Here is a 24,531-nt window from a genome sequence, read left to right on the forward strand (position 1 = left end):
GCATCGAAGGCGCTATAAAATTTCGAACAAATTATTACATATGGCTACTTATACGGATGAATAGAGGTCGAGAGACGTAAATACCGCAAAGACGAAAATTGAGAATCTATTCTGGACGTCCCGTTGGTCTGGCGGCTCCTGGCAAGGTCAGGGACCGGCGCGCGTGGTCGGAGGAACGATGGACGCGGATCTCGGAGGCGCCGGCCGCGCAGAGGCGCCGACCTACGGCCTGCCGGCCCTGACGACGCGCGACGGGGGCTGGCTGCTGGATACGGAGCAGGCGCTCCAGGAGGAGCTCGATCACTTCTGCGGGCCGCGCCCGCCCGGCGACGCCACGCCCTTGCGGGCTCGGGCGGACGAGGCCCGGCTGTCCGCGCTCTGCCTGTCCGGGGGGGGAATCCGCAGTGCCACCTTCTGCCTGGGTGCCGTGCAGGCTCTGGCCGCCCGGCGCATGCTCGGCGAGTTCCATTACCTGTCGACGGTCTCGGGCGGCGGCTTCGCCGGCGGCTGGCTGCAGACCTTCATCCGCGAATGCGGGGGCCTCGCGGAGGCGGAGCGCCGCCTCGCGGGATCGGGCCGGGAGGTCTTCGCCAAGCTGAGGCGCTACACGAACTACCTGACGCCGGAGGTCGGGCTCCTGTCCCGGGACACCTGGGCCGGCATCGTCCTCTATGTCAGGAACACGTTCCTCAACTGGCTCATCATCTTCCCGCTGCTGCTGTTCATCCCTCTGGCGCTGCTGACCTACCGGACGGCGCTCGAGGCGGCGAGCCGGAGCACGCTGTGGCTGCCCCTGATCCTGGGCAGCGCCGCCCTCCTCGTGGCGACCTTCAACGCCTGCCGCATGCTGCCGAGCCACCGGCCGCTGAGAGGCGGCGTGACGGCCTACGCGTCGCCGGCCTTCATCGCGGGCTGGATCCTCGCGCCGACCTGCTTGTGGGCGTTGGCCCTGCCGTTCACCCTGCGCGCGCTGTTCGAGCACGGGCTGCCGGTCCCGAACGAGAGTCTGTACATCCTCGGCATCGCGTACTTCGTCGTGCAGGCGGCCGGCTACCTCTGCGGAATGGGCTGGCAGAAGCTCAAGGGCCATCCGGGTCAGTGGCTGTACGAGCGGAACATGGGTCCGTGGATCGCCGCCAGCCTCGTCTCGACCACCCTCGTCATGGTCTGCGCCGGATCGAGCATCGGCTGGCTGGTGGGCGGCGACGTCACCGCCTTCAAGCCCGGGGAGGCCCAGGTCTCGCAGACCCTGACCGTGCTGGCGCCTCCGATCCTGATCCTGATCCACCTCTTCCAGAGCGTCGTGTTCATCGGCTTCCGCAGGAGCGCCGAACGGGCCGACCTCGACAGGGAGTGGGTGGCGCGGATCGACGGGCAACTCCTGCTCGCCGCCGCGGGCTGGACGGTCCTGTGCCTGTGCTGCCTGATCGTGTCGGCGGTCGCCCTCGGCCGCGAGGATGCACAGCTTCCGGCCCTGTTCAGCGCCCTCGGCGCCCTCGCCACCGGCCCGGCCGCGGCTTTCCTGGGCAAGCAGGTGTTCGCCCGGACGCAGGCGCTCGCCGCGAAGGGGCGGATGGACGACCTCCTGATGATCGGCCTGAGCGCGATGGCGGCGGTCTTCGGCATCAGCCTGTTCGCGCTGCTGGGGTGGTGCCTGGGCCGCTTCCTCGGCGATACCCACGACTGGTGGGGCGATTGCCCGATCCCCCGGGCGGCCTACGACCGCGCGGAGGCCGCCGCACAGTGCGCCATCAATCCCTACGGGATGATCCTGATCCTCAACCTCGGGGTGGCGATCGTACTCGCCGGTGCGGTCCACCTGTTCGGCCGCGTCAACGTCAACCGCTTCTCCATGCACGGGGTCTACCGCAACCGCCTGACCCGCGGCTTCCTGGGCTCCGCCCGCGCGCGCCGCGACGCCGACCCGTTCACGGATTTCGACGAGGACGACAGTCCGCGCATCGCCGAGCTCGGGACGGAGCGGCGGCTGCTGCCCGTGGTCAACATGACCCTGAACCTCACCGACATCCTGCGGACCGAGTGGGCGGAGCGGAAGGCCGCCCCGTTCACCGCGACCCCGTTCGCCTGCGGCTCGGCGATCCTCGATCGCGCGGAGGCCGGACGTGCCGCGCCGCGCCGGGACGGCCCGCGCGGGGCCTACATCCGGACCACGGCGTATGCCGGCATGGAGACCGGCAGCGACCGGGTGAGCGACGGCCGGGGACCGCTCCTCGGTGGCCTTCTGACGATCTCGGGGGCTGCGGTCAGCCCGAACTGGGGCTACCACTCCTCGCGCCTGATCGCGTTCCTGATGACGCTGTTCAACGTCCGGCTCGGGGCTTGGCTGCCCAATCCCGCCGTCGCGCGGCGGGAGGATCTCCGGCTGGCCAAGCCCAGGAACTCCGTGCTGGCGCTCCTGAGCGAACTCGGCGGCCGCAGCACCGACGTGCGGCAGGCCATCTACCTGTCGGATGGCGGCCATTTCGACAATCTCGGCCTCTACGAGATGCTGCGGCGCCGCTGCGCCCGGATCGTGGTGATCGATGCCGGCCAGGACGAGGCCTGCACGTTCTTCGACCTCGGCAACGTGATCCGGAAGGCGGAGGTCGACGGGCTCGCGAAGGTGCAGATGGGCGAGATGCGCATCCTGCCCCGCGCGACGATCGAGCGGGACGGGAAGCGGGCCGGGGCGCTCGGCTACGCCCGCGGCACGATCATCTACCCGGACGCCCGCGATCCGGCCTCGCTGATCTACATCAAGCCGAGCTTCCTCGACGACATTCCCGCCGAGGTGCGCGCCTACGGGGCGACCAGCCCCGCGTTCCCGCACGAGAGCACCGCGAACCAGTGGTTCTCGGAGAGCCAGTTCGAGAGCTACCGCGCCCTCGGCTTCCATCAGGTCAGCCGGATGTTCGGCTCGCAGCTCACGACGCTCTCGGAATGGTCGACCTATCTCGACAGCGAGGCCAATCGCCATCCCTGCGCCTGAGGGCCGATCCGGACGCCGGAGCGCGCCGCCGCGGGGCGGGCACGCCCGTCCGCCTGCGCTCCGGGCTCCGCGGCCGATGCCGGCGGCCTGCCCGGCGCCGGAGAGCTCCCTCGTCAACACGTCCGAGAACCCCTCGGACCGCCACGGCTCCGCCCTGCCTGGCGCCGGACCCTGACGACCGCGGTCGACGCGCTGGGCGGGATCCGGACGGCCCGGATGCGGCATCCGTCGGCCTCGACCCCGCGTCGGTCCGCTCCGCGGCAGCCCGGTTCGTTCCCCCGCGTCCGGTGTCCGGCGTCACGGCCCGGGCACGTCCCCCAACTGCGCGGCGTCGCACGCGCCTGCCCGTCGCGGGGACGGCCGGGACACGGGCTGGCACCTGCGGTGTCCGGGCGGTACCCCTGCTGGCGAACCCGGCCGACCGAACGGGATCCGCGATCGCGCTGTTCCCCCGGCCGAATCCGATGCGTCCCGTGACCCCGTCCTCCATGATGGGGCATCCCTGTTCCGCCCGCGCTTCAACACCTGTTGAGGAGCGCGCGAGCGAGAAGATGCAGGACTGCCCCCGTGGTCAGGGTAACCGCCAGAACCGCGAGGACCTGAAGGGCGGTGATGCCGGGGCGCGGCCCGAAGCTGTAGGCGATCAGCGAGCCGCAGGACCCCGCCGTGACGACGCCGGACGCGATGGTGTTCAACCACGTCGCCGACAGGCGCCGCAACTCATTGCCCCCATCGCTCATGACAACCCTCCTCAGGACGCGAAGCAAGAAAATAGTCCTGTATCTCGAACGGTTTCGGATGGCGCGATGATGCGTTGCCGACGGGGCGCGAACGGAGTGGAACTGCCCGACGATCGCATCGGAACAGATAGAGAACAAAGCCTTTAAGGTGTATCGGTTCAACCTCGATGCGGGATATTTTTCCCAGTGCGGTGGATGGGTGTGAATGGCGCACGAATAGGCCTGACGCGGTCGGGCGTTAGGGGGCCCGCGGCTGTTGCCGCCATGTGCCGCGCCGCAGGCGCTGAGCGACCCCGCGTCCGCGGACCCGTCGTCGCAGGCCGGGGTCGGCAAATCGCGGACGGCCTTCGCGCGGTTCATCCCGCGTCAGTCATCCCGCACCGGATCATCCCGCCGGACGCGCGGATCGGGAACACCGTCGGCGCTTCACGTCTTGCAGCGGAGCACCCCGCCTTCGCACGCGCGTGATCCCATGGCTCTTCTCTCCATCCTCGCTCTCTTGCTCGCCGGGTGCCTGGCGTCGCCCGGCCGCGCGGCCGACGCCCGGATCGGTCCCGACGCGCTCAAGCCGATGCTGCAATCGGACAGCTTGGTCTTCAACGGCTTCACGCGGTCGAAGGACGGCCGCCTGTTCTCGCCGTTCCAGCGACAGACGAAGGGCGAGGGCATCGAGTTGGGCGAGTGGCGCGACGGCAAGCCCGTCGCGTTTCCCGACGCGGCGTGGAACGCGTGGAAGCAGGGCGATGACCCGGCCAAGGCGTTCGTGGCGGTCAACGCCATCCGCATCGGCCCTGAGGGCGACCTCTGGGTGGTCGACAAGGGCGCGCGCGGAATGGGCGAGGCCCCGCTTCCCGGGGGGGCGAAGCTCGTGCAGATCGACCTCGCCACCAACGCGGTGCGCCGCGTCTACCCCCTGCAGGCGGCGACCACCGATCGAAGCTTCATCGACGATTTCCGCTTCAACGGCCGCAACGTCTACCTGACGGATGCCGGCCAGCCCGGATTGCTCGTGCTCGACCTCGACACCGGTGGCCTCAGGCGCGTGCTCGACGGCCATCGGTCGACGATCGCGCAGCGCCCGCTCACGGGCCAGGGCCGGGTGCTGCGGGACGACAAGGGCAAGCTGCTCTTCATCCACGCCGACCAGCTTGAGGTCTCTCCGGACGGGAAGACGTTCTACTACCAAGCCTGCACCGGACCGCTCTACAGCATCGAGACGCGCTTCCTGGACGACGCCGCGGTGAGCGATGCGGAGCGCGCCCGGCACGTGAGGCTGTTCGCCCCCACCGTGGCGACCGGTGGAACCGCCATCGACGCCGCGGGGACGATCTACGCGAGCGACACCGACGGGCTGCGCATCCTCAAGATCGCGCCGGACGGGACCACGAGCACCCTCATCGAGGATCCGCGCCTGGTCTGGGTCGACGCCATGTGGATCGACGAGCAGGGCGGCCTGTGGATCCCGGCGGCGCAGATGAACCGCACGCCGACGATGAACGGGGGCGAGACGTCGGCGGTGAAGTTCCCAACGACGATCTATCGGCTACAGATCGACGCCCAGCCGCTGCGCAACTGATCCAGGCTCCCGCGACCGTGCTCGGGTGTCCGCCATCGGTCGCGCGACAATCCGGCAATGGTGAAGCCAGGGCTCCGCCGTGTCAGAACCGATGAAGACCGGGCGGCGCACGGCGACGATTCGGTCCGTCCGGGCGCCCTCGGTGGACGTGCCCGGCGCGGGTGACGACCGGACACGGGGCGCGAGGTCGCCGCTCCCTGCGGCGACCGTTTCGGAGGCGAGGCCAAGATGGCGATGAAGACGGCGTTCGTTGTGCAACCCTTCGAGTTGCATCGGAAGCGGCTGCGGCCGGCCCGCCAGGAGCCGGCGCAGACCGAGAGCGGCGCCTTGAAGAAGGCCGAGAACCTCGCGAAGCGGATGCCGGGTGCGGCGGCGCTGAAGGTGGTGGCCGACGACGAGACCGGCGAACTCGAAGGCGTCACGATCCTCGGCCAGTGGGGCGAGATCCCGGACGACTTCGCCGAGACCCTGCAGGGCGGCTGACGTTCGGCCGTCCGGTGGTCCGGCGAAACGCGGGCGGGACCGGCGCGAGGCGGGCCTCCGCCGCGCCGCTGCGGCGTTGCGCCCCGGAACGACGCCCCGCGCCCGGCCATTCCTGACCATGCGGTCGGCCATCGGCGCCGACCCACCTCGTCGGGATTGTCTCATATGCTGAACGTCTTTCGTGGATCGGCGACGCTGCTCGCGCTGCTCGTCGCCGGGCCGGCCCTGGCACAGGGCAAGCCCCTGGCGCCGCCCGCGAGCGACGCGATGCCGCCCGTGGAGCTGACGATCAGCATGAAGGACGGCAAGCCGATCTGCGAGCCGGCCGAACTGCGCCTCCCCGCCGACACGAACGTGGCGCTGAACATCGTGAGCAGCGCCGACGCACCGGTGACGATCACCGCGCCCGGTCAGTTCGAGAACGGCCTGGTGCTGCACGCGGACGGCGACCTCGTGCATGTCGCCAGCGAGAAAGGATACACCGTCAAGCAGAAGGGCAAGGGTACGCTGCGCCTGCGGACGATGAAGGCGGGTCAGGAGGAGTATGCCTGCACCAGCAACCGCAACGCCGATGCGCCGTTCAAGGGCAAGCTGGTCCTGAGCGCGCCCGCCCAGTGAGGCCTTGGACTCCGGTGCGGATATGAGTGACGGCCCGTCCGAGCAGCCTCTCAGCATCTACTACGACGGCGGCTGCCCGCTCTGCCGGGCCGAGATCGACCATTATCGCCAATGTGCGGGCGCCGAGCGGCTCCACTTCGTGGATGTCGGACGGGCCGCGCCCGCGCCGACGCTCGGGCCCGGCCTGGACCGCGAGGCTGCCCTGCGGCGCTTCCACGTGCGGGCCGCGGACGGGCGGCTGGTCTCCGGCGCGGCGGCGTTCGCCCGCCTCTGGCTGGCGTTGCCCGGCTGGCGCTGGCTCGGCCGCGTGGTCGGTCTGCGCGTGCTCGGCGTCCGACCCGTGCTGCCCTTCGCCGAACTGGCCTACCGGCTGTCCCTGCCCCTCCGGCCCTGGCTGGCCCGGCGTGTCGCGGGCCGGTGGGCCGCGCGGCGGCACTGAGGCCAATGGCGGTGCGCTGCGTCCACTACGTCGGCTTCCGGGACGACCGCTACTGGAACGCCTACCGGATCTTCGGCGGCCCGCGGGTGATCCATCGCCGCTGGGACTTCTACGCGACCCGCGACGTCGGCCCGGGCGATGTCGTGGTGTTCGCCCACGGCGACGAGACGCAGCCCCTGGCCGATCGTAACGCCACCGATGTCGACGAGCGCTGGCTGTAGCGGCACGCGCCTGCGCTGCTCGGCCCCGCCCCGATCTGCTCACGGGGCGGGGGAGCGTCCGATCTCACCAGCGGTGAGCCGAGCCGATACGCAACGCGGCTCGTGACCGGGATAGCCCGTCCGGATGAGCGAGCCGTTCACCGGCGGCGGGACCGGCGTTCAGAATCGGGACCGCCGCCCCGCGGACGGTGCCGCTGCGGCCCGGGCCGGAGGAAATGGCCCCCAGGCCTGTAGACCCAGGCGCCGTTTCTGGAGTAGGATGATCGCGAGGTTGATGACCGGTTCATAATAACGTTTCAGGACCCGGGGGCGGTACCCGGCGCCTCCACCAGAAGCATCCTGCCCCGATACCGCGTGGGGATGAGGGCGAGCGTCCGGCTCTGCGGACGGCGCGCTACCGGGGTGCTTCTGCTGGGGGCGAAACAGGTTCGACTGGACGGTAAAGGGATCGCGAGTTCTGTCCTGCCTCGGCAGGATAAGATGCGACTTTCGGTAAGGACTCGACCGGTTCGGCGCAGGCAACCCCTGTTCCGGGCACCTGACCAAAACTCTAAATGCCAACGACAACGTCGGCATGGAGATGCGCCTCGCGGCGTAATCTTCCGGGGCGTGGGCGCGCCTAGCAACAGAACCCGGGGCTTCGGCCTCGGGGCCCATCTCATTTATCCGCGCGGTATGATCAGGGTCGCGGCCGGGCAGGCTGGAGGACGGCTTGACGGAGCCTGAGCAGGGGAGCGCGGAGGCTGTCTACATCTCGGCCATGGTCGGCGAGATGATGCAGCGTGTCCTCGAAGATGCGCTGGCCGACCTCGCGCGGACCAGGGGCGCTTCCTACCTCGATCTGTTCGTCGAGCGCGAGCTTGCGCGCTGCGCCGACCTGTTCCGCGAGCGGGCGGAGGACCAGCCGGAGACCACCAGCATGCTGCGCGCGTGGTTCGCCGTGGAGGGGCGCGCCGCGCTGCGGGCGCTGGTCGAACGCGCGAGCACCGAAGCCGCACGCGACTGAGGCGACGCGCCAGCGGCGCGCACCGCCGCCAGTCCCCCGCGCCCACGTTCGAACCGGCCCGGCGGTGCAGGACCGTCGTGCGGCCCGCTGCGCCCGGATCCTGAACCCGGGCCGATCAGCGCGGCTTGGCCGGGCTGCCCGGACCCCATCCGTGATCCTGGACCGCCTTGACGAGCTTGCCCTGCATCTCGGGTGCGACCGACTGCATCCAGTGCTGCATGCCCGCGAGCTGGATCTGAGCCAGCTGCGGCTGGGCCGCCGCGAGGTGCTTGCCGGCCGGCGTCGCGTAGAACGCGGCGATCGCCTGCAGGTCGTCCGTGCCGAGCACCGTGGCGAAGCCGCGGGCCTGTATGTCGAGCAGTTCATCGTAATGCGCGGCCAGGGTCGGCATCACGACCTCCTGCACCAGCACCTGCGCCTTCTCGGCCTCCTTGATGCCGATCTGCTGCATCATGCCGACCATCGGCGCGGCCATCGAGCTGAGCGTGGCCGCGCGGTCCCCCTGCATCTGGGCCACCGTCTCGCGGGCGACCTTCAGAAGGGCGGGATCCGGCGCCGCGTTGGGAGCTGGTTGAGCCAGCACGGCTCCCGGCTGCACGAGGCAGAAGGCGAAGAGCAGAGTCGCGAGGCGCATGCGCAATCCAGTCGCATCGGGGATGCGGTCCGGCGCCGTCGCCGTCCGCTTGCGCGGCACCATACGGCGCGGGCGCGCGATGTCGACCGCCGGGATGCGATCCCGGGGTGGCGGCCGGCCGGTACGGGGTATTGGATCGCTGAGGCTTCTGTGGTGGTCTATTCAGTGTCTATTATTGTACGTAGCCGATCTTTATTAACCAAATATAACCTAATAAAGGCAGATCTCGTCTCGGAAAGCGAGCCTAAAACAACAATACAACCTGACCTTAATCTGATCGCGCCTACGTGATGTCGCGTGCCGTGCGCCAGCTCGTGGAGCGGCGGATGTGCCGGGAGGTCTCGAATGCGGGGACGCATGCCGCGCTGGCTCCATCCGTTCGCCGAGGGCGATGGTGGCAACGTCGTGATGATCTTCGGCCTCAGCCTGCCGCTGCTCCTGGGCGCGGGCGGGCTCGTCATCGATTACGGCAATGCCGTGCGCGTCCGTGCGGTCGAGTCCAGCGTCGCCGACGCGACCGCACTGCTCGTCGCCAACGCCGACACGGTGGCGGCGGCCACCGAGGGCCTGCGCCTCGCGGGGGCGCAGCTCACCGCCCGCCTGGGTTCGGCCAATTCCACCACCGGGTTCCAGGTCAACGGCACCTGGATCGATGGCGCGAACTACCGGGTGACGATCTCGACGACGCTCAAGACGAACCTGCTGCATCTTCTGCCCGGGATGCCCCGGCAGATCACCGTCGGCACCGCGACGACCGTCAACCGGGTCGCGCCGGTCTTCCAGACGAACCCGCCGACCTTCAGTCAGCTGTCCCCCGAGGCCGCGGACTACAACCGCATCTACATGTACTGCTACTCATCGGATCCGAAACGGCAGGCGGAGGCCGACAAGGGGCGGCGCGGCGTGGTGGCGATCGCCGACAACGGATCGCCGCCCACCGACTACACGAAGGCCGCTCTGCCGACCTGCGGCGCCAACGAGGCTCCGAGCTACATGCTGCACAACGTGCGCAATGCCCGCAGCAATCGATCGCTCTGGGATGATCCGAAACAGGAGACCTACGAGTACTACACCGACACGAAGATCGATACCGGCTTGCGCGTGCAGTCTATGAACATGAAAGGGTACCGCATCAATACGAACGGTAGCCTGACCACCATGGACATGGCCTCCAACCCGATCCTGGAGACCATCGTTTGCGACACGCTCAGCAAGTGCAAGAGCAAGTCCGATGGCGGGATCCTGCCCAACAGCCACACGACGCATGATCCCGCCACGGCGACCGCGAGCTGCAGCGACGGCAAGTACATGTACTATGGCTGGGAGGACCGGCCGCCCAGTGCGGGCAGTGACAGGGATTACGACGATATCCGCGTCGTCGTCTCATGTCCGACCCTGGTGAAGGTGTCCGACAAGAAGCTCCGGATCGTCGAGTAGAGCCCCCGCGGCCCCCGTCCCGGAAACAATTTCACCGTCGAGTGTCGCGGATGACGCCCCGTCGCAGAGATTCGGACCATCGGGCGGCCGCGAGGGCGCGTTCGGCGCTCGCCTGCCTCGCCCGGAAGCAGGACGGTGCGGCGGCGGTTGAGTTCGCGCTGGTCGCGACGCCGTTCCTCAGCCTGCTCGCCGTGATCCTGCAAACCGCCATGATGGTCTGGACCGCGCGCAACCTCGACTACGCGCTCCAGCGCGCCGGCCGGACGATCTACACGGGCCAATTTCAGAAGGCGAATACCGGCCAGACGGATGCCGGCACGTTGCTGGCCGCCATGAAGACCTCCATGTGCGGCGCGAACGCCGCCCAGGCCGCGACCGCGTTCGACTGCAGCACGCTCAAGCTCAACGTCGCCCTGAGCGGCTCCTTCGCGGGCGGCAGCATGCCGACGCCCCTGGACTCGAAGACCGGTGACTGGGCCAAGGGGTTCGGGACGAGCTACGCGTGCGCGCAGCCGGGTGCGATCGTGGTCTTCACCGCGGCGGTGAAGTACCGCGTCGCGTTCAGCTTCCTCTATGCCGGCTTGCCCGGCTTCAGCGACGGGGCGCGTCTGCTCCAGTCCACGGCGGTGTTCCGGACGGAGCCGTACGACACCGCATCCGGGCAGGGCTGCTGATCCATGACGCGGCCGATGCACCGCGGGCTCTGTCGCCCCCGCAGGCCGTCCTCCCTCCGCGATGACGTCCGGGGCGCCTCCGCGATCGAGTTCGCGCTGGTTCTGCCGGTGATGCTGGCGCTGCTCTTCGGCGTGACCGAGTTCGGGCGGGCCATCGACCATTACCGCAAGGTCACGCTGCTGGCGCGCGCGGTGGCGGACCTCACGTCCCAGGGCGACGCGCAGACTCCGATGGCGGCGGCGACGATGACCGACATCGTCGCCTCGGCCAAGCTCGTCCTCGCACCCTATCCCAGCACCGCGGCCAAGATCGTGGTCAGCGCGCTCGGTGTGGCCGCCGACGGGGCCGGACAGCAGCCCCAGGTCTGTTCGAGCTACGCCACGGCCACCGGCACCGCGCGATCGGTCGGGGCGGCAACCGACCTGAAGGTGCCGGAGGGCTTCCAACTCGCCGGGATGCGCTACGTCCTGGCCGAAGTGAGCGTGCCGTACCCGGCCCTGTTCGGGAGCGGCGTGATGCGGCTGGTGGGCGGGGCCAACAACCAGTTCACGTTCAAGGCCGCCGTGCCTTGGCCGGTGCGGGGCGGCCAGCCGGCCAAATCGACCTACAACGAGGTGGTCCTCCCGAATGGCAAGGCCTGTGGCTGATGCCCGCGCCGGCCCGGGGGCGCGCCCTGCCGGCCCGGGATGACGGTGGATCGTCTCCTGAATCGCCTTCTGCGGCCGGCACAGACCGCGCTCCCGGTGTACCGGGATGCCGCGCGGCGCCGAGGGCACCCGTGCCGGGTCAACCGCACGCCCGATCGGGAACCCTTTCGCCCGGTCAGCCGTCTCTTTCGGGGCGACACCGATGCCGTGCCGGGTGCTCGTCAGGCGCGAGCCGGATGCTCAGAACCGTATCCGGATGTGCGAATTGTCGCATTCATCGTGGGGTCATGCGGTTACGCCTATCCTCAGGTTTGATTTCGCCCGAAACAAACCGAGCGGCGCAACCTCTTCGCTTCTGTTTTGCCATGCTTGCAAAAGATCCCTCCGATCCGAGCGCTCTTCTTTCGTTCCTTCGCGCGGTCGGCCGGAGGTACAAAGCATTGCCTCCGTCCTCTGCGCTTTCTGCGCGCATCGGTGTCGTATTGCTCGGATCGACACTGCTGACGGTCGTTTCATATCTCGCGGCTACACTTGTTTTGAGCTGAAGGCGCGCCGCGAAAATTTATTGCTGCAGCGCAGCATTCAAGGGCGTGCGCGGATCGCGCCTTTCCGGCCCCATCTGAACTGCGTAGGTAGGTGCAGGGGAAGCAGTCTGGGGCCGGCAGCGCGGGTATGATTTTTATTGTCGTCGCGACCATTGGCATGGTCTGCGCGCGCTGGCTCGGATGGTTCAGCGTGATTGTCGTCTCCGTGATTCTCGCCGTCGCGGTCGGGCTCGAAGGCGCCGTCGAGACGCGACCCCTCTTCAAAGTCCTGAAGCGCGGCCTCGAGATCAACGCCACGTTTCAGGGCGCCTACCTCGCGCAGGCCTTCTGCCTCGTATGGGGTCCCTCACTGCTCAAGCGGCCCGACAAGTAGGCGTGCGCCGAGCGCGTCTCCGGAACTGTGCCTGAGGGTATCGGCGACCGCCGGCCTTTCGGACGCCCCGTCTCAGGAGCACCGCGCCGGCCGTTGCCGTTCGTGCCGCCACAGGGCGACCGCGACCCGGCGCGCCTCATAGGTCCGCCGGAGCGGCGTGCCGAGATCGCCCTGGCCCTCCGGGGCGAAGGCGTAGATCAGCACCCCGTCCGGCCCGTAGGTCCGGCGCATCTCGGCACGCCAGAGGCTATCCGCCGCTGTCAGAGCCGACTCCGTCAGGGCGAGGCGTTCGGGGTCGGAAGCGGAGGAGGGCTGGGCGTGCATCTCAATCAACGCGCCGATCCGAGAGTGGGTCCGGAGCACACCGCTGGGATCCATGTTCCGGCGCGCAGGCGACACCGCCGCGCGTCGGCAGGACGGGTTCGGCGTGCTGCGTTCGCGACGGCTCGCGGGCCGGCCCCCCGCGCCCCGCCTGTGCGATCAGGGTCGCGGACGACGCAGGAAGGGCATCCCGGAGGATCGGGATGTGGAGGCTGCAGGACCGCAGTCCCTCGAGAACGGGCCGTCGCCGGACGCAGACTGACGGCCCGGCACGCGTTGGAAGATCCCGGAGGCGCTCCTTCGGGGGCGGGCCGAAACGCGTCCGAAGACGGCCGGATGCCGGCATGATACGCAAAAATGGAAACCTTGCGTTTCGATGGTTTCCATTCCCGCGACACATGGAATCGCGCAAGGTGCTTCCATCGACGCGCCGTCGGGGCGCATCCTGTCTCACCGGGCCGGGATCGGTCGAACGAGGAGCGAGAGCGATGAGCTGGCACAGTGCGGACGATCCGGTCCCGGGCGACCATTTCAGCTGCGACGCGATCCAGACCCTGATCGTGCCGCGATCGCGCGACCTCGGCTCCTTCGCGGTGCGCCGCGCGCTCCCCTCGACCGAGTGCCGGATGGTCGGGCCGTTCATCTTCTTCGACCAGATGGGACCCTCGGAGTTCCTGCTCGGTACCGGGATGGACGTGCGGCCCCACCCGCATATCGGGCTGTCCACCGTCACCTACCTGTTCGACGGCGAGATCATGCACCGCGACAGCCTCGGGACCGAACTGCCGATCCGGCCGGGCGAGCTGAACTGGATGACGGCCGGCCTCGGCATCACGCATTCCGAGCGCACCGCGCCGGACCTCCGGCAGACCGGCTCGAAGCTGTTCGGCATCCAGAGCTGGGTCGCCCTGAGCGCCCGGGACGAGGAGACGGCGCCAGCCTTCGAGCACTACGATGCCGCGGCGCTGCCGGTCCTGACCGGCGAAGGCAAGACCGTCCGACTGATCGCGGGCGAGGCCTTCGGGGCGCGCTCGCCCGTGCGCGCCTCCAGCCCGATGGTCTATGCCGACGTGGCCCTTGAGGCGGGCGCCGTGCTGCCGCTGGATCCCACCTACGACGAGCGCGCGATCTACACGGTCGCGGGGGTGATCGAGATCGCCGGCGACGGCTTCGGCCCTGGCCAGCTGCTGGTGTTCCGGCCCGGCGACCGCATCAGCGTCCGCGCGACTGAGGCGGCCCGCTTCATGGTGCTCGGCGGCGAGCCGATGGACGGGCCACGCCACCTCTGGTGGAACTTCGTCTCCTCGCGACCCGAGCGGATCGCGCAGGCCAAGGAGGATTGGCGCCAGGGCCGGTTCGACACGGTGCCGAACGACGCCGAGTTCATCCCGCTGCCCGAGGATCCCCAGCCGGTCCGCTATCCCTGAAGGCCCCGAGGGGTCGGGTCCGGATTTCGCTTCCGGTCCCGTGGGCCGGCTCCGTGGGCACACGGCTGATCTCGTCCCGCCGCCTGCCCGGCGGCGGCGTCGCCCGTCCAGAGAACGGAACACACCATGGCTGTCGACGCATCCGGCCCGGGAAGCGATCTCGTCCAAGTCGTCTCCCTTCTGGCGGCGGGCGTCGTCGCCGTTCCGCTCTTCAAGCGGGTCGGGCTCGGCTCGGTCCTCGGCTACCTCGTGGCGGGGCTTGCCATCGGCCCCTTCGGGCTCGGCCTGTTCACGGATGCCCACGCCATCCTCCATGTGGCCGAACTCGGCGTCGTGATGTTCCTCTTCATCATCGGACTGGAGATGGAGCCCTCCCGGCTCTGGGGCATGCGCCGCGCGATCTTCGGGCTCGGTCTCGCCCAGGTCGGCGCCTGCATCGCCGCCCTCACGCTGGTCGGGATCGCCCTGGGCTTTTCGGTCACCGTGGCCTTCGTGGCCGGCACCGGCTTCGTGCTGACGTCGACCGCGATCGTCATGCAGCTTCTGGAAGAGCGCGGCGCCCTCGCCACCCCGAAGGGGCAGCGGATCGTCGCGATCCTGCTCCTGGAAGATCTCGCCATCGTCCCCCTCCTCGCCGTCGTTGCGCTGCTGGCGCCGGGCGGGGCCGAGGCGAGCGGGACGGGGCGCGCCGTCGCGGTCGTGATCGCCCTGGCCTCGGTCGCCGCGCTGGTGGCCGCAGGGCGCTGGCTGCTCAACCCCCTGTTCCGCCTGCTCGCCGCCGCGAAGGCCCGGGAGGTGATGACGGCGGCGGCGCTCCTCGTCGTGCTCGGCTCGGCGCTCGCCATGCAGCTCGGCGGCCTCTCCATGGCGATGGGCGCCTTCCTGGCCGGCGTCCTCCTGTCCGAATCCAGCTTCCGCCACCAGCTGGAGGCCGATGTCGAGCCGTTCCGCGGCATCCTGCTCGGTCTGTTCTTCCTGGGCGTCGGCATGTCCCTCGACCTGACCGTGATCGCCGCGAACGCGGGCCTGATCCTGGCAGGCGTCGTCGCCTACATGGCAGTGAAGGCCCTGCTCATCTACGGCGTGGCGCGGGCCCTGCGCGCGTCGCACGCCGAGTCGCTGGAGCGCGCGGCCCTGATGGCGCAGGGCGGTGAGTTTGCCTTCGTCCTCTATGCGGCGGCGGCGGGTGCGGGCATCATCGATGGCACCACCAACGCGGTCCTGACCGCCACCGTCATCCTGTCGATGGCGCTCACGCCGCTGATGGTCATTGCCTTCGACCGGCTCGGGCCCAAGGCTGCGCTGTCGACCGCCGGCCTCGAGGCCCCGGAGGATCTCGTCGGCAGCGCCCTGATCGTCGGGTTCGGCCGCTTCGGGCAAATCGCCAGCCAGCCGCTGATCGCGCAGGGATGCGCCGTCGCGATCATCGACACGAACGCCCAGAACATCCGCATCGCCGAGGGATTCGGCTTCAAGGTCTATTACGGCGACGGCACGCGGCTCGACATCCTGCGTGCGGCCGGTGCCGAGACGGCCCGGGCGATCCTGATCTGCGTCGACGACCCCGCGATGGCCAGGCGCATCGCCGAGATCGCGAAGGTTGAGTTTCCCCTGGTACCCGTCCTCGCCCGTGCCCGCGACCGGGAACACGCGGTCGCGCTGATCCAGGCGGGCGTGGCCTACCAGATCCGCGAGACGGCCGAGTCGGCGCTGGCCCTGGGCGAGCGGGCGCTCCTGACGGTCGGGGCCGATCCGGAAATCGCCGGCACGATCATGGACGCGGTTCGCCGCCGCGACGCGGAGCGGCTCGACCTCGAGGTTGTCGGCGGCATCTACGCCGGCCGCGATCTCATCCATGGCAACAGCGCCGTTTCGGCGCATCGGGCCGGTTAGCGCGACCTTCTGGATGTGCAGCCCGGCCTACGTGACAATGGTCGGGCCAGCCGGTCCCGGCGACGACAGGCCGAGCGTTCCGTGAGGGAGCGATCTCATGGCCACGAAGCGTCCCAGCACGACCCAGGACACGGGGACGACCCAGGACACGGGGACGACGGCCGCGGAGGCGTCGGTCCGGACGGGCTCGCCCACCGCGCTCGCGGTCGCCACCGTGCGGACCGTGGAGCTGGAGACCGCCAGGACCGTTCCGAGCACGACCTGCTCGGTGACGGCGATGTTCCGGCCGACGCGCTCTGGGGCATCGGTGAGATCGTCGGGCTGTTTCGCGAGCTGAACCTCGGGGCCACGGCGATCGGAACCGGCATCAACGCAGACCCGCGTTACGCGGCGCTGGCCGTCGAAGAGCTCGGCCGCGTCTGCGGCCAGCCCATGGTGCTCGCCTCGAACCTGATCGAGGCGACCTCGGACCTCGGCGCGTTCGTGCTGTTCTCCGCCACCCTCGAGCGCGTCGCGGTCAAGCTCTCGAAGATCTGCAACGATCTGCGGCTGCTATCCTCGGGACCGCGCACCGGCTTCGGGGAGATCCGGCTTCCCGCCGTGCAGCCCGGGTCCTCGATCATGCCGGGCAAGGTCAACCCGGTCATCCCGGAGGTTGTGAACCAAGTCGCCTACAGGGTGATCGGGCAGGACCTCACCGTGACGCTGTGCGCCGAGGGGGGGCAACTCCAGCTCAACGCCTTCGAGCCCACGATCGGCTACTGCGTGCACTCCTCCCTGCGGATGCTCACGGCGGCTGTGGGAACGCTGCCGCGCCCTCGTTCAGGGCTCGATCGGCCTGGTGACGGCGCTCGCTCCGACCCTGGGCTACGAGGCGAGTTCGCGGGTCGCGCAGCGCGCGCTGAAGGAGAACCGGTCGGTGGCCGGCCTCGTGCTGGAGGAGGGGCTGCTCACCGAGGCGGAACTCAACAGGCTGCTGGAGCTGGAAGCGATGATCCAGCCGACCCGACGGCGACGGGCCGCCACGACCGTCTGATGGGGCGGCCGGCGCCGCCAGGTCCGCTTCCGGCCCCGAACCAGACCTGGCGACCGGAGCCGGACGTCCGCGGACCTCGAACGGGGTGGCGGGCGGGCCGCCATCGACCGGCCTCGGCCGTTGCGCGGTGCCCGCCTGCCGGTCGTCGAGCCGCGATGCGGCGGGCGCCGACGTCGCTGCTCCGCCTGCCCATGACCCGTTCGGCGCAGATCGAGGCAGATCGGCCGGGCTCCGAAACGGTTACACCACGCGTTGGTGTTTCGGACGGCGGACGGTAAGGCTCACGCCATGTTCGATGACGCGGCCGCTCGGCGCTATCTCGCGGGTCTCGCCCCCGTGGCTGCGGGATCCGTGCGCTGGCTCATCTACGACCATGATCGGCAATGGGTCTCGGTCGTGGACGGCAAGCTTGCCTCCTTGCGGCAGGATTGCGCGCATGTCCTGAGCGCCCCGCGGCAGGCGGATGCGAACGCGTCCTACATGGATGCGATCCGCGAGTTCCTGGCGGACGGGGCCGAGTGCACCCCGCAGGTCGTCGCCCTGTCGTGTGCCGTGTTGATGCAGAGGATCGGTGATCTCGACGAGGTTTTCGCTCAGATCCGGTCCGGCGTCATGGCAACCCTCGTCTACCCCGAGGACGTCGTGGTCAGGCCCGTCGCCGCGTAGCGCGCAGCGGCAAGGGCTTTGACGATCGGCCCTTCGCGGCCCTTCGCGGCCCCCGTGGGACGCAGGGGGCACGGCGCGACGGTGGCTTCGCCGGCGTCCGGTTCCGGCCCCGAGCCGAGCGTCCCGGAAGGCCGGCATGGCCCCGCCTCCGGCGAGCCCCGAAGACCCGCCGCGCGGCCGGCCGGGGCCGGAAGGAGCGCGTCCGCCTTTGGAGCCGCGGGCGTGCCGGCGTTCGCCCCGGGACCGGGGCCACGCGTCGCGCCGGCTGCTGGCGCAGAGGTCCTGGTCCGCCCGCGGGTCGGCCCGATCCGCCCTGGACGGCCACAGCGTTGCGCTGTAGCCGTGCAGCGGCGGCACAGGATGGCTGCAGCGGACGGGATCGGCCTCTTGGACGAACGAAGGGGCGGGAAACGACCGACACTCTATCTCGACGTGGACGGCGTCGTGACGACGGTCGGCTATCAGCGGCAGGCGGGCACGGACAGACTGAATCCGGTCCAGGTTGCACGGGTGGCCGCCCTGGTGCGGGAGTTCGACGCGTGGGTCGTCGTGTCCTCGACCTGGCGGATCGCAGATTGTCGTCCGACCCTGGTCGAAGCCGGCCTGCCGGTGAACTGCTTCCACCCCGACTGGCGGACCGCGATCCTGCCCACCAGTCGGGATGCCGGGACGGGCGGAATGCTTCCCGCCGAGCAGGCCAGACGCGGCGACGAGATCGCCGAGCACGCAGGCCGGAACGGCATCACGGAGTACCTCGTCCTCGACGACGTCGAGGTCGGCGCCGCTCATGCCGGCCGGCATGTCCGACCCGACCCGGAACTTGGACTGCGCGAAGCCGATTGCATCCTCGCGCGAAAACTCATCGCGCGGGCGAAAGCAGCTTGATGGACGATGCGTCAGGACGGCGCACGGAAGTCGTCCCACGGTTTAAACTTGCTCAGCACTTGAACTTCTGACGAGCACAGCTCATTGCATGACGGTGATGTGACGGTCGCGTCACGCCGCTCCCGACATCGACAGGGTCGTCCCGACCTGCGCCGGACCTGCCCGTCCGGCCGCCCCCGTGACGCTGCGCCTGTGCAGCCTCTGAGGGCGCGTCGCGTCGGATCACCGATCGGCAGGAAGGAGGGGCTGCGATGCTTCGTTTCAGAAACCGGCTCCGGATGTCGAGCCCTTCGCTGGCCGCCCTGGGTATTGTCGAACGCTCGGCCGCGAAGGCGCACGCCTCGCTCATCGCCGCCGGCTGGGCCGAGATCGGCTACGGCTACCATGGCTCCGTCCACGCGCACCCGAACCACCCGGACATCGTCGTTCGCCTCGCCCGCAAGGCCGACGGCTTCGGTGACTACGTGGCCCTCCTCCGCAGAGGGTTCGCGGGTTCCGACGGCCCGCACGCGCCCCGAGTCCACGACCTCCACGTCAGCCGCTGCGGTGCGCTGATGACGGTCAGCGCACGGCTGACGGATCCGACGCCCGATACGTGGTGGCTGGCCTACGCCCACGCCGTCCTGGTGGATCATCCGGGCGTCGTGCTGGACGAGGGCGTCCGTGACCGGTTCAAGGCGGCGTGGCCTGCCCATGAACCCGCGGTCGACCATGCGAGCTTCGACGGCGTCCGGGAGAGCTTCAGGGCTGCGTGGCCCGGCTACGAGGCCTACGTGGCCAGCCTGCGCGCCGCGTCTCCGCGCGCGCTGGATCCGAATGTCGGCAACGTGCTGGTCGGCCGCGACGGCAGTCCCGTCGTCAATGACCCGTTGTGCGACGACGGGTTCGGCCTGTGGCGCTCGCCGCTCTCGCGCCTGACGGCGCGGTTCTCGAATGCCCTGCGTCGGGTGCGGGGCGAGCTGCGTGGCCGGACGCCCGCGGCCGCCTGATTGCACCGGCCGCGCGGTCCCATCGCCCTCAGATGCGTTCGGCGGCCGACGAGGGCATGCCGCCCTGGAGGGGCTGCCGGCCCCGCGCGCGGCGCTCCTCGATGCGCTGCAGGATGACGTAGAAGGACGGCACGAACAGCACCGCCAGGCAGGTCGAGGCGAGCATTCCGCTGAAGACGGTGATGCCGATCGACTTGCGGGCCGCGGCCCCGGCCCCGGAGGCGGTGACGAGGGGCAGGACGCCGAGGATGAAGGCGAACGAGGTCATCAGGATCGGGCGGAAGCGCAGCCGCGCCGCCTCCACGGCAGCGGCCGCGATGTCGAGGCCGGCCTGCCGCTTCTCGCGGGCGACCTCGACGATCAGGATGGCGTTCTTGCTCGCCAGCGCGATCAGCAGGATCAGGCCGATCTGCGTGTAGAGGTTGTTGGCGACGCCGAGCAGCAGCAGCGCCCCGACCGTGCCCAGGAGCGCCAGCGGCACCCCGAGCAGGACCGCCAGCGGCAGGATCCAGCTCTCGTACTGGCCGGCCAGGACCAGGTAGACGAGGAGGATGGCGAGCCCGAACACGAGGTAGATCTGCGCGCCGACGGCCTTCTCCTGGTACGACATCGCCGTCCAGTCGTAGCCCGTGCCGGGCGGCAGCACCTTGGCGGCGATCTGCTGCATCAGGTCCAGCGCCTGCCCGGAACTGAAGCCCGGCGCCGCCCCGCCCACGATCGTGGCCGTCGGGTAGAGGTTGTAGAGGCTGATCAGGGACGGGCCCTGCACGGACTTGATCTCCACGACGGTGCCGAGCGGCACCATCGCCCCGTTGCCGGCGCGCACCTTCAGGTTCTCGACGTCCTCGGGGCGGAGCCGGTAATCCGGCGCGGCCTGCACGTAGACCTGGAAGGTCCGGCCGAACTTGTTGAACTGCGTGACGTAGGACGATCCGACATAGCTCGAGAGCGTCGAGAAGACCTGCCCGACCGTCACGCCGAGCGCCTCGGCCTTGATCCGGTCCACCGCGATCGCGATCTGCGGCACGCCGGCCCGGAACGAGGTGTTGAGCTTCCGCAGACCGGATTGCGCGTTCCCGTTGGCGACGATCGTCCGGGCGAGGCTCTCCAGCAGGGGATAGTCGAAGTCGCCGTTGCGCAATTCCACCTGCAGGGTGAAGCCGCTGGCATTGCCGATGCCCTGGATCGGCGGCGGGATGAGCACGAAGGTCGCGGCGTCCTCCACGCCCTCCAGCATCGTGTTGAAGCGCTCGTAGAGGCTGCGCAGGTCCTGGCCCTTCGCCTTGGCCCGGACGTCCCAGTTCTTGAGAACCACGTAGGCGACGCCGGCATTGGGCAGGGTGGCGTTGGAATCGAGGACCGAAAGGCCGCTGATGGTGAGCACGTTGTCGACGCCGGGCATCGCCTTCGCCTGCGCGCTGATCCGCTGCATCACCGCGTCGGTGCGCTCCTTCGAGGCCCCGTCCGGCAGCTGCGCGCCGATGAGGACGTAGCCCTGATCCTCGGTGGGCAGGAAGGCGGTGGGCAGGCGGGTCAGTCCCCATCCGGCGAGCCCGATCAGCAGGAGCGCCAGGGCGACCATGAGGCCGCTGCGCCGGACCATGTGGGCGATCAGCCGGGCGTACCCGTTCTCGAGGACGCCGTAGACGCGGTTGAAGCCGCGGTAGAACGCGTTGCGCTTCTCCGGCGGCACCGGCTTGCGCAGCCACAGGGCGCACTGGGTCGGCTTCAGGGTGGCGGCGTTGACCGCGCTGATCAGCGCGGTGGCGGCGATCACCAGGGCGAACTGCTTGTAGAGCTGCCCGGTCAGGCCGGGCAGGAACGCGGCCGGCACGAAGACCGACATGAGCACCAGGGTGATGCCGATGATCGGGCCGAACAGCTCCTCCATCGCCTTCTCGGCCGCCGCCCGGGGCGAGAGGCCCTCGTCGATATGGTGGGACACCCCCTCGACGATCACGATGGCGTCGTCCACCACGATGCCGATGGCCAGCACGATGGCGAACAGCGTCGAGAGGTTCACGCTGAAGCCCATCGCCGCCATGGCCGCGAAGGCGCCGATGATGGTCACCGGCACCGTCGTCGCCGGCACCAGCATGGCGCGCCAGTCCTGCACGAAGACCAGGATGACGATCAGGACCAGGACGGCGGCCTCGAACAGCGTCCTGTAGACTTCGTGGATCGAGGCCTGCACGAACGCCGTCGTGTCGAACGGGATGGCGTAGACGAGGCCCGGCGGGAAGGTCTTCGCGAGCTCGGTCATCCGGGTGCGGACCGCGCTCGCCACCGTGAGCGCGTTCGCTTCGGGCAGCTGGTAGATGCCGATGCCGGCGGCGGGCTGTCCGTTCAGCGTGAAGGACTGGCTGTAGGTCTGCGCGCCGAGCTCGACCCGGCCGACGTCGCGCAGGCGGGTGATGCGGCCGCCATCCTGCGCGTCCGCCTTGATGACGATGTTCTCGAAGTCCGGGGCGTTGTTGAGCCGCCCGTTGACGTTGAGGGTGTACTGGAAATCCTGGCCGGCCGGGACCGGCGGCATCCCCACGGCACCCGCGGTGACCTCCTGGCTCTGCTGCTGCACGGTGTTGATGATGGCCTCGGGGGTGAGCCCCCGGGCCTGGACCAGATCGGGGTCGAGCCAGATCCGCATGGCGTACTGGCCGGCGCCGAACACCGTGACGTTGCCGACGCCGGGCAGCCGGGCCAGCTCGTTCTGAACGTTGATGACGCCGTAATTCGACAGGAACAGGCTGTCGAACTTCCCGTCGGGGGCGAACAGGGTCACGAATTGCAGGACCGCGGTGGATTTCTTCTGGGTCGTGACGCCCTGGACCTGGACCGCCTGCGGCAGCGACGACATCGCGATCGCGACGCGGTTCTGCACCAGGACCTGCGCCTGATCGCCGTCCGTCCCGATCGCGAAGGTGACCGTGAGGGTGTAGGTGCCGTCGCTCGCGCTGGTCGACTGCATGTAGAGCATGCCCTCGACGCCGTTGACCTGCTGCTCGATCGGCAGCGCCACCGTGTCGACCACCGTGCGGGCGCTCGCGCCCGGATAGCGGGTGGTGACCTGGACCGTCGGCGGCACGACGTCGGGATACTGCGACACCGGCAGGGTGAGCAGCGACACCGCGCCGATCAGCACCATGACCAGGGCCAGCACGTTGGCCAGGACCGGCCGCTCGATGAAGAAGCGCGAGATCATGCCGTTGGCCCTCGGTGCCGGCCCCTCAGGAGCGGCCCGCCGGATCGGCGGACTGCGGTTGTCTGCATGCCGATCGCCGGTCGCCGGGAGGATCGGCGCCTCGGATCCTCGGCCGCCTCGGCTCTGCCGGGACCGTGGGCCGAGGCCTCACCGCTGAGGCGGCGCCGGGTCTGACGAGGCCACCGCCACTTTCTGGGGCGCGACCTTGGCCCCGGGGATGGCCCGCTGGATTCCGTCCGTGACGACCCAGTCGCCGGGCGCGAGCCCCGTCGCGATCACCCGGTAGCGGCCGTCCCGCGGACCGAGCGTCACCACCCGCTGGGCGACCGTGTCGTCGGCTCCGACCGTGAGCACGTAGCTGCCCTGCTGGTTGGTCCCGATGGCGTCGTCGCGGACCAGCAGGGCCTTGTCGTCGCGGCCGACCGGGATCCGGACCCGCACGAACAGGCCCGGGAGGAGGGCGTGGTCGCCGTTCTCGATGAGCGCCCGGGCCATCAGCGTGCCGGTGGACGGGTCGACCTGCGGCGCGAGGTAGTCGAGCTTGCCGGTATGCGGGTAGCCGGTCTCGGTCTGCAGGCCGATCTCGACCGGGATCCTGGACAGGTCGCCCAGCCCGCGCTGCGTCGCCAGCAGGTGCTGCTTGACCAGCAGCACCTGCTGCTCGCTGACGTTGAAGTAGACGTAGAGCGGATCGATGCGCACGAGCTGCGCCAGCTTGGTCGGCCCGCTGATGCCGACCAGCGCCCCGACATCCGCCAGGTGGTTGGTGACCACGCCGTCGAAGGGTGCGGAGACCTGCGTGTAGCCGAGGTTGATGGTGGCGATGTCGAGGTTGGCCTGCGCCTCCATGACGGCGGCGCTGGCCTGGTCCATCTTGGTCTTCGCGTCCTCCACCCGGGCCTGCGAGGCGAATTCCTGCCGTCCCAGGGTGGACTGGCGCTGGTACTCGGACTGCGTGTTCGCCAGGGCGGCCTGCTGCGCCGCCAGGGCGCCCTGCGCCTGCTTGAGCTGCGCCTCGTAGGTGTTGCGCTGGATGGAGAAGAGCGGCGCGCCCTTCTTCACCACGGCGCCGTCCGTGTAGGTGATCGCCTCCAGAAAACCCTGGACCCGCGCCTCGAGATCGACCGCCGCGAACGCCGTGGTGTTGCCGGTGAGCTCGAAGTAGCGCGTCACCGTGCGCACCACCGGCTGCGCGACCGAGACGCTCGGCGGCGGCGGCGGGACGTACTGGTTGGCGTCGCGACACCCGGCGGCCAGCGCCGCGACCGCGGCCCCGAGCAGGAGGCGGGCGAGTCCTGGAAGCTGTGGCACGATCGGCACGGGCTGGCCCTTACCCTGAGATCGCTGCGGGACCATCCTGGGTCGCGGTTCCGCCGCGGCTACCACGTGTCCTCGGCCTTGGCCTCCCGGGCGAGGGTCAGGCATTCGAGCAGGTCGACATAACTGGGCAGGCCGTCGAGCTGCGCTTCCGCCGTGCAGCGTGTCCGGTCGCCGGACGGGAAGCGCGCCCATTGCTTGGCCACCTGGGCGCGCGCCGACGCCTCGTCGGCGAGGCAGAGTTTCTGCCGTCGGGGATCGAGGCTCATCAGCGTCGTGGCCGCCCGACAGCTTGGTCCGACATCGAAGACCGGCATCCGGTCGGCCACCGGCACCGCCAAAGTCAGCTCCATCAGCAGGGCGGGAAAAGCGATCATCATGGTCGATACGCCTTCGAGTCGCACGCCGATCG

Annotated in this window: 23 protein-coding genes, 1 other RNA gene and 1 pseudogene; 19 read left to right on the forward strand and 6 right to left on the reverse strand. The window is 69.7% G+C overall.

Features of this window, described 5'->3' with window-relative positions; all coding sequences use genetic code 11:
* Positions 1–178: 178 nt before the first annotated feature.
* The gene (locus tag MFF58_RS04920; protein ID WP_238285735.1) at positions 179–2,989 is read left to right on the forward strand and encodes a patatin-like phospholipase domain-containing protein; all 2,811 of its coding nucleotides are present in this window, start codon (positions 179–181) and stop codon (positions 2,987–2,989) included.
* A 518-nt stretch (positions 2,990–3,507) separates the two neighbouring features.
* On the opposite strand, the gene MFF58_RS04925 is transcribed toward MFF58_RS04920, so the two are convergent.
* On the reverse strand, positions 3,508–3,729 hold the full coding sequence (locus tag MFF58_RS04925) for a hypothetical protein (protein WP_238285736.1): 222 nt from the start codon (positions 3,727–3,729) through the stop codon (positions 3,508–3,510).
* A gap of 472 nt (positions 3,730–4,201) precedes the next feature.
* Between MFF58_RS04925 and MFF58_RS04930 the strand changes: the two genes are divergently transcribed.
* From MFF58_RS04930 to MFF58_RS04960, 7 genes are all read left to right on the forward strand, one after another.
* Positions 4,202–5,305, forward strand: a complete 1,104-nt coding sequence (locus tag MFF58_RS04930; protein ID WP_238285737.1) for an SMP-30/gluconolactonase/LRE family protein — start codon at positions 4,202–4,204, stop codon at positions 5,303–5,305.
* Positions 5,306–5,533: 228 nt separating this feature from the next.
* Positions 5,534–5,788: a hypothetical protein gene (locus MFF58_RS04935; RefSeq protein ID WP_238285738.1), complete on the forward strand. Its 255-nt coding sequence runs from the start codon at positions 5,534–5,536 to the stop codon at positions 5,786–5,788.
* A 165-nt stretch (positions 5,789–5,953) separates the two neighbouring features.
* Complete coding sequence (locus tag MFF58_RS04940) at positions 5,954–6,406, forward strand: cupredoxin domain-containing protein (protein WP_238285739.1); 453 nt, start codon at positions 5,954–5,956, stop codon at positions 6,404–6,406.
* A gap of 22 nt (positions 6,407–6,428) precedes the next feature.
* Positions 6,429–6,845: a thiol-disulfide oxidoreductase DCC family protein gene (locus MFF58_RS04945; RefSeq protein WP_238285740.1), complete on the forward strand. Its 417-nt coding sequence runs from the start codon at positions 6,429–6,431 to the stop codon at positions 6,843–6,845.
* A 5-nt stretch (positions 6,846–6,850) separates the two neighbouring features.
* Positions 6,851–7,066, forward strand: coding sequence for a hypothetical protein (locus MFF58_RS04950; protein WP_238285741.1), 216 nt, complete (start codon positions 6,851–6,853; stop codon positions 7,064–7,066).
* Positions 7,067–7,345: 279 nt separating this feature from the next.
* Positions 7,346–7,517: a transfer-messenger RNA gene (gene ssrA / locus MFF58_RS32735) on the forward strand.
* A 261-nt stretch (positions 7,518–7,778) separates the two neighbouring features.
* Positions 7,779–8,072, forward strand: a complete 294-nt coding sequence (locus MFF58_RS04960; RefSeq protein ID WP_238285743.1) for a hypothetical protein — start codon at positions 7,779–7,781, stop codon at positions 8,070–8,072.
* Positions 8,073–8,187: 115 nt separating this feature from the next.
* Here MFF58_RS04960 and MFF58_RS04965 read toward each other — a convergent pair whose 3' ends face one another.
* The gene (locus tag MFF58_RS04965; protein ID WP_238285744.1) at positions 8,188–8,706 is read right to left on the reverse strand and encodes a DUF2059 domain-containing protein; all 519 of its coding nucleotides are present in this window, start codon (positions 8,704–8,706) and stop codon (positions 8,188–8,190) included.
* Positions 8,707–9,051: 345 nt separating this feature from the next.
* Between MFF58_RS04965 and MFF58_RS04970 the strand changes: the two genes are divergently transcribed.
* The 4 genes from MFF58_RS04970 to MFF58_RS04985 all read left to right on the forward strand — a co-directional run bounded on the left by MFF58_RS04970 (position 9,052) and on the right by MFF58_RS04985 (position 12,383).
* Entirely contained in the window at positions 9,052–10,143 is a 1,092-nt protein-coding gene (locus tag MFF58_RS04970) for a pilus assembly protein TadG-related protein (protein ID WP_238285746.1), read from the forward strand.
* A gap of 50 nt (positions 10,144–10,193) precedes the next feature.
* Positions 10,194–10,817, forward strand: coding sequence for a TadE/TadG family type IV pilus assembly protein (locus tag MFF58_RS04975; protein WP_238285748.1), 624 nt, complete (start codon positions 10,194–10,196; stop codon positions 10,815–10,817).
* Positions 10,818–10,832: 15 nt separating this feature from the next.
* Positions 10,833–11,465 carry a TadE/TadG family type IV pilus assembly protein gene (locus MFF58_RS04980; RefSeq protein WP_238285750.1) on the forward strand — a complete coding sequence of 211 codons (633 nt, stop codon included), beginning with the start codon at positions 10,833–10,835 and terminating at the stop codon, positions 11,463–11,465.
* Positions 11,466–12,200: 735 nt separating this feature from the next.
* Positions 12,201–12,383 carry a hypothetical protein gene (locus MFF58_RS04985; RefSeq protein WP_238285751.1) on the forward strand — a complete coding sequence of 61 codons (183 nt, stop codon included), beginning with the start codon at positions 12,201–12,203 and terminating at the stop codon, positions 12,381–12,383.
* 72 nt (positions 12,384–12,455) lie between these two features.
* Here MFF58_RS04985 and MFF58_RS04990 read toward each other — a convergent pair whose 3' ends face one another.
* On the reverse strand, positions 12,456–12,707 hold the full coding sequence (locus MFF58_RS04990) for a hypothetical protein (protein ID WP_238285986.1): 252 nt from the start codon (positions 12,705–12,707) through the stop codon (positions 12,456–12,458).
* A gap of 485 nt (positions 12,708–13,192) precedes the next feature.
* Between MFF58_RS04990 and MFF58_RS04995 the strand changes: the two genes are divergently transcribed.
* The 7 genes and pseudogenes from MFF58_RS04995 to MFF58_RS05025 all read left to right on the forward strand — a co-directional run bounded on the left by MFF58_RS04995 (position 13,193) and on the right by MFF58_RS05025 (position 19,600).
* Positions 13,193–14,131, forward strand: a complete 939-nt coding sequence (locus tag MFF58_RS04995; protein ID WP_238285752.1) for a pirin family protein — start codon at positions 13,193–13,195, stop codon at positions 14,129–14,131.
* 126 nt (positions 14,132–14,257) lie between these two features.
* On the forward strand, positions 14,258–16,024 hold the full coding sequence (locus MFF58_RS05000; protein ID WP_238285753.1) for a monovalent cation:proton antiporter-2 (CPA2) family protein: 1,767 nt from the start codon (positions 14,258–14,260) through the stop codon (positions 16,022–16,024).
* A gap of 97 nt (positions 16,025–16,121) precedes the next feature.
* Positions 16,122–16,361, forward strand: coding sequence for a hypothetical protein (locus tag MFF58_RS05005; protein ID WP_238286004.1), 240 nt, complete (start codon positions 16,122–16,124; stop codon positions 16,359–16,361).
* A pseudogene (locus MFF58_RS05010) lies at positions 16,334–17,060 on the forward strand (lyase family protein); the annotation flags it as partial. The gene MFF58_RS05005 and the pseudogene MFF58_RS05010, both read left to right, overlap by 28 nt.
* A gap of 288 nt (positions 17,061–17,348) precedes the next feature.
* The gene (locus tag MFF58_RS05015) at positions 17,349–17,726 is read left to right on the forward strand and encodes a hypothetical protein (protein ID WP_238285754.1); all 378 of its coding nucleotides are present in this window, start codon (positions 17,349–17,351) and stop codon (positions 17,724–17,726) included.
* Positions 17,727–18,158: 432 nt separating this feature from the next.
* Positions 18,159–18,611 (forward strand): HAD domain-containing protein, encoded by a 453-nt coding sequence (locus MFF58_RS05020; RefSeq protein ID WP_238285755.1) that lies wholly within the window; start codon positions 18,159–18,161, stop codon positions 18,609–18,611.
* 251 nt (positions 18,612–18,862) lie between these two features.
* Positions 18,863–19,600, forward strand: coding sequence for a hypothetical protein (locus MFF58_RS05025; RefSeq protein ID WP_238285756.1), 738 nt, complete (start codon positions 18,863–18,865; stop codon positions 19,598–19,600).
* Between the two features lie 28 nt (positions 19,601–19,628).
* Here MFF58_RS05025 and MFF58_RS05030 read toward each other — a convergent pair whose 3' ends face one another.
* From MFF58_RS05030 to MFF58_RS05040, 3 genes are all read right to left on the reverse strand, one after another.
* Complete coding sequence (locus MFF58_RS05030; RefSeq protein WP_238285757.1) at positions 19,629–22,802, reverse strand: efflux RND transporter permease subunit; 3,174 nt, start codon at positions 22,800–22,802, stop codon at positions 19,629–19,631.
* Positions 22,803–22,949: 147 nt separating this feature from the next.
* The gene (locus MFF58_RS05035) at positions 22,950–24,158 is read right to left on the reverse strand and encodes an efflux RND transporter periplasmic adaptor subunit (protein ID WP_279603102.1); all 1,209 of its coding nucleotides are present in this window, start codon (positions 24,156–24,158) and stop codon (positions 22,950–22,952) included.
* 23 nt (positions 24,159–24,181) lie between these two features.
* Positions 24,182–24,499: a hypothetical protein gene (locus tag MFF58_RS05040; protein ID WP_238285759.1), complete on the reverse strand. Its 318-nt coding sequence runs from the start codon at positions 24,497–24,499 to the stop codon at positions 24,182–24,184.
* Positions 24,500–24,531: the final 32 nt, after the last annotated feature.

Origin of the sequence: Methylobacterium longum (assembly GCF_022179385.1) — a bacterium.
Lineage (GTDB): Bacteria > Pseudomonadota > Alphaproteobacteria > Rhizobiales > Beijerinckiaceae > Methylobacterium > Methylobacterium longum.